The sequence below is a fragment of the Streptococcus sp. 2018WUSS126 genome, assembly GCF_044427425.1.
Classification (GTDB): Bacteria; Bacillota; Bacilli; order Lactobacillales; family Streptococcaceae; genus Streptococcus; species Streptococcus hashimotonensis.
Map to the genome: position 1 here is coordinate 35,354 of NZ_JAOTGB010000017.1, position 14,494 is coordinate 49,847.

The window sequence follows — 14,494 nt, forward strand, 5'->3', positions numbered from 1 at the left end:
AAAATATGGCGACATTAGAAATTGCACGTACTAAGAAAGAATTAGTAAATAAGACGGAAGAATATTTTAACGCTATCCGTACGAATATTCAACTCAGTGGGGAAGATATTAAAGTGGTTGGCATAACTTCTGTCCAATCAAATGAAGGAAAGAGTACAACAGCAGCCAGTCTTGCTATTGCCTATGCTCGTTCTGGCTACAAGACGGTCCTGGTTGATGCCGATATTCGAAACTCAGTGATGTCAGGTTTCTTTAAGCCAATTACGAAAATTACTGGTTTAACTGATTATTTAGCAGGAACTACTGATTTATCTCGAGGGCTATGTGAAACAAATATTCCGAATTTAACAGTTATCGAGTCTGGTAAAATATCACCAAACCCAACTGCCCTTCTACAAAGTAAGAATTTTGAGAACTTATTAGCTACTCTTCGTCGGTATTTTGACTATGTGATTGTTGACTGCCCCCCTCTAGGGATGGTAATTGATGCTGCAATTATTGCTCAGAAGTGTGATGCAATGGTTTTAGTAGCAGAGGCAGGAAATGTCAAACGTTCAGCCGTGAAAAAAGTAAAGGAACAGTTGGAGCAAACTGGAACACCGTTCTTAGGCGTTATCTTGAACAAGTATGATATTGCAACTGAGAAATATGGTGATTATGGAAATTATGGTAACTATGGAAATTACGGTAAAAAAGCTTGATTTTTATTATATGAGCTTTGATTAAGTAGGTGTTAGTATGATTGATGTTCATTCGCATATTATATTTGGTGTGGATGATGGTCCAAAGACAATTGAAGAGAGTCTAGATTTGATAGGAGAAGCTTATCGTCAGGGGGTTCGCTTCATAGTTGCTACTTCTCATAGACGAAAAGGGATGTTTGAAACTCCTGAGAAAATTATTATGACTAATTTTGTTCAAGTAAAAGAGAGAGTTAAAGTAGCTTATCCAGAAATGACTTTATGTTATGGAGCGGAACTTTACTATAATAAGGATATCCTAAGTAAACTCGAAAAAAAGGAAGTTCCAACTCTTAATGGAACGCGCTATATTCTCCTAGAATTTAGTAAGAATACTCCTTGGAAAGAAATCCAAGAGGCTGTGAATGAAGTAATGTTACTTGGACTGACTCCACTACTTGCCCATATAGAGCGTTATGATGCTCTGGCATTTCAGTCAGAGCGAGTAGAAGAGTTAATCGACAAGGGGTGTTATACTCAAATTAATAGCAACCATGTGTTAAAACCAGGTTTAATTGGTGATCGAGCAAAAGAGTTTAAGAAACGGGCACGGTACTTTTTAGAGCAGGATTTGGTGCACTGTGTGGCTAGTGATATGCATAATTTATCAAATAGACCTCCGTTTATGAGAGAGGCTTATAAGTTAATAACAGAGGGATTTGGGGAAGATAGAGCAAAAGCTTTATTGAAAAAGAACCCTCTTATGTTATTAAAAAACCAGGTGATTTAAGCTGGTTACTCTAGATTTTGGAGAAAAAAATGGATTTAGGAACTGTTACCGATAAACTGTTAGAGCGCAATAGCAAAAGATTGATACTTATATGCATGGATACTTTTCTTATTGTAGTGTCCATGAATTTGAGTAGACTGTTCTTGGATATTATTATTGACATTCCAGATAAACGTTTCATTCTTGCAGTTTTATTTGTATTGATATTCTATCTGATTATTTCAGTTAGATTAAAGGTTTTTTCGTTAATTACGAGGTATACCGGTTATCAGAGTTATGTAACAATAGGGTTGAGCTTGATATCTGCTTATTCATTATTTTTAATTATCTCAACGATTTTATGGCAGAGTTTTAGTTATCGCTTCATCTTAGTATCCTTATTTTTGTCATATGTATTACTCATTACCCCAAGGATTGTTTGGAAAGTCTTGCATGAGACACGAAAAAATGCTATTCGTAAGACGGATAGCTCACTGCGAATTTTGGTGGTAGGTGCTGGAGATGGTGGAAATATTTTTATCAATACCGTCGAAGATCGAAAATTGAATTTTGAAATTGTCGGCATAGTCGATCGTGATCCAAATAAACTTGGAACATTTATCCGTAACACCAAAGTTTTAGGAAACCGCAATGATATTCCACGCTTAGTAGAAGAATTGGCAGTTGATCAAGTAACGATTGCTATCCCTTCCTTAAATGGTAAGGAGCGAGAGAAGATTGTTGAAATCTGTAATACTACAGGAGTGACTGTCAATAATATGCCTAGTATTGAAGATATTATGGCGGGAAACATGTCTGTTAGTGCCTTTCAGGAAATTGACGTAGCAGATCTTCTTGGTCGACCAGAGGTTGTTTTGGATCAGGATGAGTTGAATCAGTTTTTCAAAGGAAAAACAATTCTTGTCACAGGAGCAGGCGGCTCGATTGGTTCAGAGTTATGTCGTCAAATTGCTAAGTTTACGCCTCAACGATTGTTGTTGCTTGGACATGGGGAAAATTCAATTTACCTCATTCATCGAGAGTTACTAGAGAAATATCGAGGTAAGATTGAGTTCGTCCCTCTCATCGCAGATATTCAAGACAGAGAGTTGATTTTTGGTATAATGTCTGAGTATCAACCTGATGTTGTTTATCATGCTGCAGCACATAAGCATGTTCCTCTAATGGAATATAATCCACATGAAGCAGTAAAGAATAATATTTTTGGAACCAAGAATGTGGCTGAAGCGGCTAAAGCAGCTAGGGTTGAAAAATTTGTAATGGTTTCGACCGATAAGGCAGTCAATCCACCAAATGTTATGGGGGCGACTAAGCGGGTAGCAGAAATGATTGTTACTGGCTTAAATGAAACAGGACAAACACAATTTGCTGCAGTAAGGTTCGGAAATGTTTTAGGTAGTCGTGGAAGTGTTGTTCCTCTATTTAAGGAACAAATCAAAAAAGGTGGTCCAGTTACCGTTACTGACTTTAGGATGACTCGTTACTTCATGACTATCCCAGAAGCCAGTCGTTTGGTTATCCAAGCAGGACATTTGGCAAAAGGCGGAGAAATCTTTGTCTTGGATATGGGTGAGCCTGTACAAATTCTGGAATTGGCAAGAAAAGTTATTCTGCTGAGTGGTCATACTGAGGAAGAAATTGGAATTGTTGAATCAGGTATTCGTCCTGGGGAAAAACTCTACGAGGAATTACTATCAACAGAAGAACGTATCAGCGAACAGATTTATGAAAAAATATTTGTAGGTCGCGTTACAAATAAACAATCGGACATTGTCAATTCATTTATCAATGGATTACTCCAAAAAGATAGAAATGAATTAAAAGATAAGTTGATTGAATTTGCTAAACAAGAATAAGAAAGTAAAAAAATATTTTTACTTTCCTAGAGTTTAAACGATGTTTAGGCTCTAGGATGGTTGAAATACTTAATGAATATAATATTGGAGAGTCGGTTCCAAGATATTTAAAATTTAGTAAATTTGCTTTACATTATTAGGAGACTATCGGCTTTTATGGATATGAATGAGTTGATATGAATGAGTTGATAAGAATAAAATTAAAAATGGAGATGAAAATGTATCCAATTTGTAAGCGCATTTTAGCAATCATTATTTCAGGAAGTGCTATTGTTATTCTAAGTCCAATCTTATTATTGATTGCATTGGCAATTAAATTAGATTCTAGAGGTCCAGTACTATTTAAACAAAAACGAGTTGGTAAGAATAAAAAACACTTCATGATTTATAAATTCCGCTCTATGTATGTAGATGCTCCAAGCGATATGCCAACCCATCTTTTGAAGGATCCTACAGCGATGATTACAAAAGTAGGAGCTTTTCTACGAAAGACTAGTCTCGATGAATTACCTCAGCTATTCAATATTTTCAAAGGAGAAATGGCCATTGTTGGTCCACGTCCAGCCCTATGGAATCAATACGATTTGATTGAGGAGCGAGATAAATATAGAGCAAATGACATTCGTCCAGGTCTGACTGGTTGGGCTCAAATTAATGGTCGTGACGAATTGGAAATAGAAGATAAGGCGCGCTTGGATGGTTACTATGTTCAAAATAGGAGTTTTGGCCTGGATGTGAAATGCTTCTTTGGAACGTTTCTCAGCGTTGCCAAGAGCGAAGGTGTTGTCGAAGGCGGAACAGGACAAAGGGAGAAATAAGGTGAAAAAAATTCTCATTACAGGAGCAGGGAGCTATATAGGAGAGAGTTTTCAAAGATTTAGTGAGGAGCATACAGATTTTGTCATTGCGGAATTAGATGTGAAAAATTCAAATTGGACAAAATTTGATTTTTCCACTTATGATGTAGTAGTTCATGTCGCAGGAATTGCGCATATTAATGAAAAAAAGATTTCTGAAAAAATATATGATGAGGTTAATCGAAAATTAGCACTAGATGTTGCGACTATAGCAAAAAAATCTGGTGTTGGGCATTTCATTTTTATGAGTTCAATGAGCGTCTATGGCCTCAATACGGGACACATTACAGGTAATACTATTCCGAACCCAAATACTAAATACGGTATATCAAAATGGAAAGCCGAGCTAGAACTACTTAAGTTGACTTCAGAAGATTTCATATTGTCAATTATTAGACCTCCAATGGTATACGGTAAAGAAAGTCGGGGTAATTTTTCTAAATTGCTTAAATTGGTTCAGCGTGTATCTATTTTTCCAAAAATTCAGAATCAGAGAAGTATGATTCATATTGTTAATTTATCAAATTTTATTTCGCTTGTTATTCAGAATAAAATAAACGGAATTTTATTTCCGCAGAATACAGAATATGTATCTACGGTGGAGATGGTCGAAATAATTTCAAATGTTCTAGGGAAATCGATTTACTTTGTAAAACTGCCTCTTAACAGTTCTTTGATCAATAGAGTACCGATTGTAAATAAGGTGTTTGGTTCATTAACCTACGATAAATCGATGTCCACTATTCAATCTTCAAGTGGAAAAAATATTGATTATTGCTTACGAAATTTTAAGGATAGTTTGAGGGAGTCTGTGCTTTGAAAAAAGATATTTTATTCTTGTGCCAATATTTCTATCCCGAGTATGTTACTTCTGCTCTTCTACCGTATCAGACAGCAAAAGAGCTGGTAGATAATAATATAAGTGTAGATGTACTGTGTGGTTATCCGAAAGAATACCATTCAAAAAATAATTCAACTGTTCCAAAGACAGAAGTAGCAGATGGAATAACTATTAAGCGTGTTAATTATTTACAATTAAACAGGGGAAACGCCTTATTTAGATTAATAAATTATTTTTCATTCGTTTTTTCTTGCTTTTTAAGATTCGCAACCCTTAGAAATTATAAGCTGATTTATGTATATTCAAATCCGCCAATACTACCCTTACTTACAGTGTTAGCTAATATGCTCTTCAAGACAAAATTTGTTTTTGTAGCTTATGATATATATCCAGATATTGCAATTAAAACAAATATACTATCTGAGAAAAATCCTATTAGTTTAATAACCAATTTAATCAGCGCACAAGTATTTCGTAGAGCAGAAAAGATTGTAGCATTGTCAAAAGAAATGAAAGAGTACCTTGTTACACAAAAACAAGTAGATGAAGACAAAATACAGGTTATACCTAATTGGGCTACTGAGAAAGAAAGGGAAGTTTTACCAAAGGATAATCCTTCTGAAGAAATCATAATATCGTATCTTGGAAATATGGGAATTCCTCAGGATTTTGATAGGATTGAAGAAATTATTTCAAATGAAGTCATCAGGACTTTACCGATTCAATTTATATTTGCTGGACATGGAAGTCGCAAAGATAAGCTGAAAGAATTTGTAGTGTCTAATAAATTATCTAATGTTATAGTGTACGATTATCTTCAAGGACAAGATTATGATGAGATTCTGCAAAAATCAGACTATCACATGCTTTCACTAAATTCTGATTTACAAGGTTTAGCGGTTCCTAGCAAGTTTTATTCCTACATTAACAATGAAAAACCAGTGATTGCACTTATACATGAGGGTAGCGATATTGCGAAAGATATTCAACGCTATGACTTAGGTTATGTCATTGCAAGGGGTGAGTTGATGGCTGCGGTTGAAGTCTTCACAAAACTTGTTCAGAGTGAGAAGGTACATAAAGTAAAACAACATAAGGTACATTTCTCGAAAGAAATCCAACTAGGAAAATATGTTAATCTGACACTAGAAATGTTGGATCAGGAAAAGAAAGTTTAAAAAAAGTTCTATTTGAGTATTGGTAGGATAAATTCGTTAACAAGCAGAGGCTACTCCATATGACTTTGTTAATGTTGACATTCCTTGCTTAAAAGGGGTGTTTGCTATGATGGGTATCGGGGAATCTATACTGACAAGAATTTCCGATTTAGTTTAATTAAGTAGAAGCAGAGCTGTGCAGGGTGGAACAATAATATTCTGAATATCCTCAAGTGAAGAAGAACCCTTTGTAGCAAATGCGCTGCATTATAGTGTAGCGTACTTCAATAGAGAGTGTTTATTGGATGAATTGGAGAAATGACATTAAAATAGTAAATAGTTTGAAGAATAGAGACTAAAATTATGAAAATTTTACAGATAAATACGGTAATCTCATATGGTTCTACGGGGATTATTTGTCAAAATATAGCGCGAGGTCTGATTGCGAACGGGCACGATTGTTTGACGGTATATGGACGTGGAAATGATGTTGAAGATATTCCTACAAAGAAAATTGGGAATAAGTTTGAGCAAGGACTTCATTATTTACGTAGTCATTTTTTGGATCAACATGGGTTAGGTTCTCGTTTTGCAACACGGCAGTTAATACAAATTATCAGAGATTACCAACCAAATGTTATTCATTTGCATAATATTCACGGTTATTATGTAAACTATAGGATTTTATTTGAAGAATTGCGCGCATTGGCTATTCCAGTTGTTTGGTTATTACATGATCAATGGGCAATTTCTGGAGGTGCGGCCTATATTGAGAATAATATCCAGATTGTGGATGGAAAGCCTATAAAGAGAGTTAGAACACAAGAAGAAAAGAAGCAGTACCCATCTGTAGCACGAATATCATTTAGTCGTTTTGAACAAAATATTCGTGATAAATATCAGGTTATTACTGCAATGACTAATTTGACTCTTGTAACACCTTCTTGTTGGTTGACTCGCTTTGTTGAAGATTCATTTCTTAAAAAATTTCAGGTGTTGACCATCTACAATGGTATGGATACAAGACAGTTTAGCGTTGATTTACCCAGTAAAACAGGAAAAATCAATATTTTAGGAGCGGCCAGTGTTTGGGATGAAAGAAAAGGACTGAAATATTTTTGTCAGCTAGCTGAAGACCTTGGTGATAATTTTCAGATTACACTGATAGGTGTCGATGATAGCACCTCCCTGCCATCCAATATTATAAAAGTTGGTAGACTAAACAGTTCTCAGATGGTTCACTATTATAATCAAGCGGATGTTTTTGTGAATCCGACATTGGGTGACAATTTTCCATCTGTTAATGTGGAGGCTCAATTATGCGGGACACCAGTTATCACCTTTGATACTGGTGGAAGTGGCGAGAGCATATGCAGGGAGACAGGGAAAGTCATAAAAAAAGGGGATTACAAACTTCTGTTACAAAGTTTGCTTTCTATAAAAAACAAGGATTATCAAACAGCCAAAACGACTCGAAAACATGCTGAGAAATTTAGCACAGATGTAATGGTTAATGAATATATAAAACTATTTAATTTGATTTATGAAGCTTAATAAAAATATGGAGAAATATTTTGATAGAAAGAAAAAATAGTGTTTTAGCCTTAATAACTTCTTATAATCCTGATGAAAGATTGGAGCAGTTAGTTTTATCTGTTTTGAAAGATCCAGTAGTTTCTAGGGTCTTGATATATGATAATAATAGTATGACAGGGAAGTTGGTACTACAAAAAATTAGAGATAACCTAGATCGTGTTATTGTTCACTATTCCTCTACCAATGATGGATTAGGAAGAGCTTTCAATACATTGATTAATGACTATTGGCTTGGAGAAAATTTTATCATTACTTTTGATCAAGATTCTAAGATACAGTCAAATTGCATTACTCAATTACAAAAAACACTAAGCATAGAGCATTTAAAAAATCCTAGAATAGTCTCAATTGGCCCAAGAATTCTTGCGGAGAATACAAAAGAAGAGAGGAAGGAAGGAAATCAAAAACTTAGGAGAAAAACAATCTTGATTACTTCCGGAAATTTATTTTTGTACGATGCTTACAAAGAGGTACTGGGGTTTGATGAAACATATTTTATAGATTGTTTAGATTATGAGTTTTGCTTAAGGCTAAGAAGTCATGGATATAAACTTATTCAAGACAGAAATATTTTTTTGTACCAAGATATTGGAGAAGAAAAGTTAGGGATACGAACACATTCAAATTTCAGGATGTATTATATGTTTAGAAATCATATTAGATTGACTAAAACATATTTTTTAAAATTCCCCATATATATAACGTTGGAGAATTTATTATTTTTAAACTATTTTAACAAATGGAGAAAGCATAATTCTAAGGAAGATGTGAGAATAATTATGCGAAAGGCAATTAAGGAGGCTTAGATGTATTTATCAATTTGTATACCATCATACAATAGACCAAATGAATTGAAACGATTAATTCAGAGTATAGACTGTCAGTTTTATGACTTAGAGATTTGTATTTGCGAAGATGCTTCACCGAAAAGAACACAAATTAGAGAAGTTATTAATTCATTACAGAAAGAAAGTTCTTTCCCAATAAATTATTATGAAAATAGTTCTAATCTAGGCTATGATAGAAACTTGAGAGAACTAATTTTAAAAGCAAAAGGTAAATGGATTATTTTTATGGGAGATGACGATGTCTTTATTCCAGGGGAACTTCAAAAATATATCAGCTTTTTAAAACAAAATGAAACAGTAGCATATGTACTAAGGTCGTATGAAAATGTGTATCTTGACGGAAGTTCAGAGAAATTCAGATATTTTGAAGAGGATTGTTTTTTCGATAAAGGAGAACAAGCTTATCTCACTTTATTTAGAAAGAGCACATTTATATCTGGATTCACTTTTCAACGTGAACTAGCCTTAGATACTTTAACAGAGCGATTTGATTCCACACTTTTATATCAGTTATATATTGTAGCAGAGCTAACACTAAATTATCCATCTGCTTACTACTCTACTCCCTTTACTAGAGCATATGAGGGAGGAGAATTTTATTTTGGATCCAGTGAAGTGGAAAAAGAGTTTTTCAAGCCTAATGTAATTGATGTAGAAGGTCAAATATATTTTATCTCCAGTTATTTTAAGATTACGAAATTTATTGATGAGAAATATAAGTTAGATTCTACCAGTCAAATAAAAAGAGAGATGTCGAAATATTCTTATCCGATTTTGGCATTTGTAAGGAATAGTGGTTTACATACATTTAGACAATTTAAAAAAGCATTAGAAGAAATAGGTTTAAATACGAGTGGCTTATTTTATGTTTACTACTATTCACTGCTCTTTTTAGGGACTAAGTTTACTAAAAAGATAATTATTTTGATAAAAAGAATATTGGGAAGGACTCCACAGCTATAATGAATTCAAAAGTCAAACAGCTCATGAGCACTACATTAATATTTGCAGTTGGAAATATTCTGGGTAAATTTTTTCAGTATTTACTACTAATATTGATTACTTATAAATTAACAACTACTGAATATGGAGCGGTTGACTTGATAACGCAAACTTACTCAATTTTATTTCCGGTAGTTGGTTTAGGAATGAGTGAAGCTATACTCAGGTTCTCTTTAAATAAGTACTATGATAATACCAAAATAATAAATACAGCTTTATCAATAAACTTTATTGGAATAATACTGTTCTCAATATTGGCATTGGTTGGAAACTTTATCATAGCAACTTCTCACAGGTATTGGTATGTAGTTCTTTTGACGATCGTACATGTTTTTTACTGGACTTTTCGCGAGTACACACGCGGTCTGGAAATGTACAAATCATATTCTTTTGGGGCTGTTTTTGGAACACTTATACAAGTTGGCTGTTGCTACCTATTTGTTTTTATATTGGATTTTGGATTAAATGGATATATTTACTCCATTATAATTTCAATTTTACTTGAGTTGATATTTTATATAGTTGTTACAAAATCATTTGAGATTATTAATTTAAAAAAAATAGATAGAAGCTACATGAAAGATTTACTATCATATAGCATTCCGTTAATTCCAAATTCAATTATGTGGTGGCTTACCTCATCCTCTGATCGATTTATCCTTACTTTTTTAGAAGGGGAGTCAGCAAATGGCGTATATGCGGTAGCAAGTAAGTTTCCTGCTATGTTAACGTTATTATCGACTTTTTTCATTCAATCTTGGCAAACTAGCTCAATTAAAGCAGTTAATGATGGAGACTCAAAACATTTCTTTAATTTGGTTTTTGAATACCTTATTATTTTCTTAGTTGCTGTAGGTACAATATTGATGTTTTCAAAACCAATCTTACTTTTTATGCTACCCCAAAATTACATAGAAGCTTATTATTATGTTCCAATATTAATAATTGCTGCAATCTTTAATATCTTACAAAGTTTTCTTACAAGTATTCTTATGGCAAACAATAAAACTAAGTCAATACTAACAACTACCTTTTTAACTACAATATTTAATATTTTGTTAAGTTTTATGCTGATAAATAACTACGGTATATATGGAGCGTGTATATCAACACTGGTTTCTTACGTATTGCTTACAGGATTACGATTAGCATTATTACGTGATAGTATTTCTTATAGAGTTTATTGGAAATATTTTTTTCCAATAATATTATTATTTTTACAAATGTTACTTGCGACAGGTCATGAAAATTCGATTTTTATGGTTATTATTGCAATGATTATTATAGGAACTTTGGGACATTCAGGAATAAAGTTAAGAAGAAAGTTAGGGAAGTATTGAAATGAAGGTTGTTTTTGATAATAGGGAATTTGGGATAAAATTAGTTTATCTTTTACTTACCTCTATTTTTATATCCGTAGCTTTTCTCTTCCCTCCATATACAAATGATTTATTAGCTATATTGTTAATAGTCACTAATCTATTTATGATATTTGTGACACGGAGAAATCAGATTAGTTTATTTATTTCTTTTATTATGATGTTTTTTAATCTGTCGATTTCTTTAAGCGATTATACATTTCATATAAATCAAATAACGTGGAATTCATTAGTCTATTATAATAATGGATATTACTATCGAGAAGCTTTAATTATGCTACTTGTTTTCAATATTATTTTTTTATTAACGATTAATACAGAAGAGTATAGATATAAACCAATATTTGTACAGAAAAAAAGTCCAGTATTATTTTGGATATTCTACTTAATTGTTATTCTAATATTGATATTCGGTATCAATAGAAGTGCGGCTGGAATAGGTTACGAGGTTCGTATAACTCCAATATTTGAGTATTCAATAATTTTCTTTTTGATGTGCTATATATTTTCTAATAAAACCAGTAAATTTCATTCAGGCTTAATTATTATATTAGCAATACTGTTTATTATTCAAGATGCACTATATGGAGGGAGGATTACCTCAATTCAATTATTTATTTTTTTAGGGTTTAATTATTTTTCTAATGTTATTAATATAAGAAATTTGACTTTCTTCTTCATTTTTGCAATATTAATTTTTACATTTATTGGACGTCTCAGAGGAGGAGATGATGTTAGTTTAGTGTCAATACTTGAAGGTTTTATAAATGATACTGCACCTTTTGCGTATGGCTCTTCAACAACGCATCTATTTGCAGCAGATCAGACTAGCTGGAGTACAAGAATGATGAGTTTACTCTATTTTATCCTGTCTTTTGTATTTCCTTTATCAAACGATGCAAATGTTTTATCAAATGTTACTATGTATTCTCAAAGATTTCATATAAATATTGGAGGAGGAATCATTTTTTCACACTTATATTTTTGGGGAGGCTATCCGTTATTAATATTGTTTACTATTATTTTTAACAGATTTTTAAATAAAAGAGAACAAAGTATAGGGAATCTTGATAGAGGAATGTTACTATTGTTAGTAAGCTATTTTCCAAGAATATACTTATATAGTCCTAAAACTGGTTTGAGAGCAGCATTGGTTTTATTTCCTCTTTTGTGGCTGATATTTAGTAAACTTGATATAAATATTGGACATAAAAATAACCCAATCTATACAAATGAGCAAAATCAAAGAAGGTAGAGGAGAAAAAATGTCATTATTTTCAGGAAAAACACTATTAATTACAGGTGGAACAGGTTCTTTCGGGAATGCTGTGTTAAATCGCTTTTTGGCGACAGATATTGCAGAAATTCGTGTTTTTTCTCGCGATGAGAAAAAACAGGATGATATGCGCCATGAATTTCAGGCTAAAATGCCCGAAGTTGCACATAAAATTAGTTTCTACTTGGGAGATGTCCGTGATTTGCAATCGGTTAAAAATGCCATGCACGATGTGGACTACGTATTTCATGCGGCTGCTTTGAAGCAGGTGCCATCTTGTGAATTTTTCCCTATTGAAGCAGTGAAGACAAATGTGATTGGAACGGAGAATGTGCTGACAGCGGCTATTGACGCAGGTGTTGAAAGTGTTATCTGTTTGTCAACGGACAAAGCTGCATATCCAGTGAATGCTATGGGAACTTCTAAAGCGATGATGGAAAAAGTTGTTGTGGCTAAGAGTCGAACAACTACAAAAACGAAAATCTGTTGTACTCGTTATGGAAATGTTATGTGTTCACGTGGTTCCGTTATTCCTCTCTGGATTGATCAGATTAAATCAGGTCAGTCACTGACAATCACAGATGGTAGCATGACACGTTTTATCATGAGCCTGGAAGAAGCTGTGGATTTGGTCCTTTTTGCTTTTGAAAATGGGGAACCAGGAGATATTCTTGTTCAGAAGGCTCCTGCTTGTACGATTCAAACACAAGCAGAAGCAGTGTGTGAGTTGTTTGGAGGAGATAAAGAAGCGATTCGTGTCATTGGGGTTCGTCATGGGGAAAAAATGTATGAAACCTTATTGACAAATGAAGAATGCGCCAATGCAATTGATTTAGGTGATTTCTATCGAGTTCCTTGCGACAATCGCAATTTGAATTATGATAAATATTTCAATCAAGGAGATGTTGATCGTAATCCACTGACAGAATTTAATAGCAATAATACAGAGTTGTTATCAGTAGAACAAACCAAGGAAAAAATTGCTTCCCTGGCCTACATTCAAGAAGAAATGGCAAAGTTAGGAAAATAGGAATGACAAAATATACAGAAGTAAATTGGAAAAACAATGGCAAGTTAAAACTCTTGATTATTGTTGGAACTCGGCCAGAAATCATTCGCCTATCAGAGGTTATTAAGAAAACTCGTCGTTATTTTGATGTAGTTCTAGCCCATACTGGTCAAAACTATGATTACAATTTAAATGGTATTTTCTTTCACGATTTGAATTTGGAAGATCCAGAGGTCTATCTGAATGCGGTAGGTAGTGATTTGGGTGAGACCATGGGAAATATTATTGCAGAAAGCTATAAGCTAATGGTTGCGATTCAACCAGATGCAGTACTTGTTCTAGGTGATACCAACTCTTGTCTTTCTGTTATTGGTGCTAAACGCCTGCATATTCCTATCTTCCACATGGAAGCTGGAAACAGAAGTAAGGATGAGTGTTTACCTGAAGAGACCAATCGCCGTATCGTAGATATTATTTCTGATGTCAATATGGCTTACTCTGAGCATGCCCGTCGTTATCTGGCTGACAATGGCTTACCTAAGGAGAGAACCTATGTAACAGGTTCGCCGATGGCTGAGGTTTTGAGGGTGAATTTAGAAAAAATTGAGTCTTCGGATATCCATCAGCGTTTGGGTCTTGAAAAAGGGCGCTATATTCTGTTGTCTGCGCACCGTGAAGAAAATATTGATACCGACAAGAACTTCATCAGTTTGTTCACTGCTGTAAATAAGATGGCTGAGAAATACGATATGCCAATTCTGTATTCTTGCCATCCACGCAGTAAAAACAAGCTGGAATCATCAGGTTTTGTTTTGGATAAACGTGTTATCCAGCATGAGCCGTTAGGATTCCATGACTATAATTGTTTACAGATGAATGCTTATGCTGTCGTTTCTGATTCAGGAACTCTACCAGAAGAATCGAGTTTCTTAACTTCAGTTGGCAAGCCTTTCCCGGCAGTTTGTATTCGGACCAGTACAGAGCGCCCAGAAGCCTTAGATAAGGCAGATTTCATCCTTTCTGGAATTGATGAAATTGGTCTTCTGCAGGCAGTTGATGTGGCTGTAGCTATGAATGAGCACAAACATTTAGGGTTGCCAGTACCTGATTATGTGGATGAAAATGTTTCAGATAAGGTTGTAAAAATCATTCAGTCCTACACTAGCATCGTCAATAAGATGGTTTGGCGCAAATACTAAGGAG

Annotated in this window: 13 protein-coding genes; all 13 read left to right on the forward strand. The window is 33.9% G+C overall.

Annotated elements, in window-relative coordinates:
- Positions 1 to 5: 5 nt before the first annotated feature.
- Positions 6 to 701 carry a tyrosine-protein kinase gene (locus ODU34_RS07455; protein WP_024402810.1) on the forward strand — a complete coding sequence of 232 codons (696 nt, stop codon included), beginning with the start codon at positions 6 to 8 and terminating at the stop codon, positions 699 to 701.
- Positions 702 to 738: 37 nt separating this feature from the next.
- Positions 739 to 1,470: a capsular polysaccharide biosynthesis protein Cps4B gene (gene cps4B / locus ODU34_RS07460; RefSeq protein WP_105139285.1), complete on the forward strand. Its 732-nt coding sequence runs from the start codon at positions 739 to 741 to the stop codon at positions 1,468 to 1,470.
- 29 nt (positions 1,471 to 1,499) lie between these two features.
- On the forward strand, positions 1,500 to 3,326 hold the full coding sequence (locus ODU34_RS07465; RefSeq protein ID WP_398578434.1) for a polysaccharide biosynthesis protein: 1,827 nt from the start codon (positions 1,500 to 1,502) through the stop codon (positions 3,324 to 3,326).
- A 218-nt stretch (positions 3,327 to 3,544) separates the two neighbouring features.
- Complete coding sequence (locus ODU34_RS07470; protein ID WP_105178700.1) at positions 3,545 to 4,144, forward strand: sugar transferase; 600 nt, start codon at positions 3,545 to 3,547, stop codon at positions 4,142 to 4,144.
- A gap of 1 nt (position 4,145) precedes the next feature.
- Positions 4,146 to 5,003 carry an NAD-dependent epimerase/dehydratase family protein gene (locus ODU34_RS07475; RefSeq protein WP_105178699.1) on the forward strand — a complete coding sequence of 286 codons (858 nt, stop codon included), beginning with the start codon at positions 4,146 to 4,148 and terminating at the stop codon, positions 5,001 to 5,003.
- Positions 5,000 to 6,202, forward strand: coding sequence for a glycosyltransferase family 4 protein (locus ODU34_RS07480; protein ID WP_105178698.1), 1,203 nt, complete (start codon positions 5,000 to 5,002; stop codon positions 6,200 to 6,202). The genes ODU34_RS07475 and ODU34_RS07480 overlap by 4 nt, the downstream gene beginning before the upstream one ends.
- 342 nt (positions 6,203 to 6,544) lie before the next feature.
- Complete coding sequence (locus ODU34_RS07485; RefSeq protein ID WP_105178697.1) at positions 6,545 to 7,735, forward strand: glycosyltransferase; 1,191 nt, start codon at positions 6,545 to 6,547, stop codon at positions 7,733 to 7,735.
- A gap of 20 nt (positions 7,736 to 7,755) precedes the next feature.
- Positions 7,756 to 8,583: a glycosyltransferase gene (locus ODU34_RS07490; RefSeq protein WP_161498315.1), complete on the forward strand. Its 828-nt coding sequence runs from the start codon at positions 7,756 to 7,758 to the stop codon at positions 8,581 to 8,583.
- Complete coding sequence (locus tag ODU34_RS07495; protein WP_105178695.1) at positions 8,584 to 9,588, forward strand: glycosyltransferase family 2 protein; 1,005 nt, start codon at positions 8,584 to 8,586, stop codon at positions 9,586 to 9,588.
- A 23-nt stretch (positions 9,589 to 9,611) separates the two neighbouring features.
- Positions 9,612 to 10,967, forward strand: a complete 1,356-nt coding sequence (locus ODU34_RS07500) for a lipopolysaccharide biosynthesis protein (protein ID WP_205015097.1) — start codon at positions 9,612 to 9,614, stop codon at positions 10,965 to 10,967.
- A gap of 1 nt (position 10,968) precedes the next feature.
- The gene (locus ODU34_RS07505; protein ID WP_105178693.1) at positions 10,969 to 12,261 is read left to right on the forward strand and encodes a hypothetical protein; all 1,293 of its coding nucleotides are present in this window, start codon (positions 10,969 to 10,971) and stop codon (positions 12,259 to 12,261) included.
- Positions 12,262 to 12,271: 10 nt separating this feature from the next.
- Positions 12,272 to 13,312 carry a polysaccharide biosynthesis protein gene (locus ODU34_RS07510; RefSeq protein WP_105139273.1) on the forward strand — a complete coding sequence of 347 codons (1,041 nt, stop codon included), beginning with the start codon at positions 12,272 to 12,274 and terminating at the stop codon, positions 13,310 to 13,312.
- 2 nt (positions 13,313 to 13,314) lie between these two features.
- Positions 13,315 to 14,490, forward strand: coding sequence for a non-hydrolyzing UDP-N-acetylglucosamine 2-epimerase (gene wecB, locus ODU34_RS07515; RefSeq protein WP_105139272.1), 1,176 nt, complete (start codon positions 13,315 to 13,317; stop codon positions 14,488 to 14,490).
- Positions 14,491 to 14,494: the final 4 nt, after the last annotated feature.

Bases quoted from the DNA above. Each gene is read 5' to 3' on its own strand.
- ODU34_RS07500 (WP_205015097.1), top strand. From the start codon at position 9,612: ATGAGCACTACATTAATATTTGCAGTTGGAAATATTCTGGGTAAATTT.
- ODU34_RS07455 (WP_024402810.1), top strand. From the start codon at position 6: ATGGCGACATTAGAAATTGCACGTACTAAGAAAGAATTAGTAAATAAG.
- cps4B (WP_105139285.1), top strand. From the start codon at position 739: ATGATTGATGTTCATTCGCATATTATATTTGGTGTGGATGATGGTCCA.
- wecB (WP_105139272.1), top strand. From the start codon at position 13,315: ATGACAAAATATACAGAAGTAAATTGGAAAAACAATGGCAAGTTAAAA.
- ODU34_RS07505 (WP_105178693.1), top strand. From the start codon at position 10,969: ATGAAGGTTGTTTTTGATAATAGGGAATTTGGGATAAAATTAGTTTAT.
- ODU34_RS07510 (WP_105139273.1), top strand. From the start codon at position 12,272: ATGTCATTATTTTCAGGAAAAACACTATTAATTACAGGTGGAACAGGT.
- ODU34_RS07465 (WP_398578434.1), top strand. From the start codon at position 1,500: ATGGATTTAGGAACTGTTACCGATAAACTGTTAGAGCGCAATAGCAAA.
- ODU34_RS07495 (WP_105178695.1), top strand. From the start codon at position 8,584: ATGTATTTATCAATTTGTATACCATCATACAATAGACCAAATGAATTG.
- ODU34_RS07485 (WP_105178697.1), top strand. From the start codon at position 6,545: ATGAAAATTTTACAGATAAATACGGTAATCTCATATGGTTCTACGGGG.
- ODU34_RS07470 (WP_105178700.1), top strand. From the start codon at position 3,545: ATGTATCCAATTTGTAAGCGCATTTTAGCAATCATTATTTCAGGAAGT.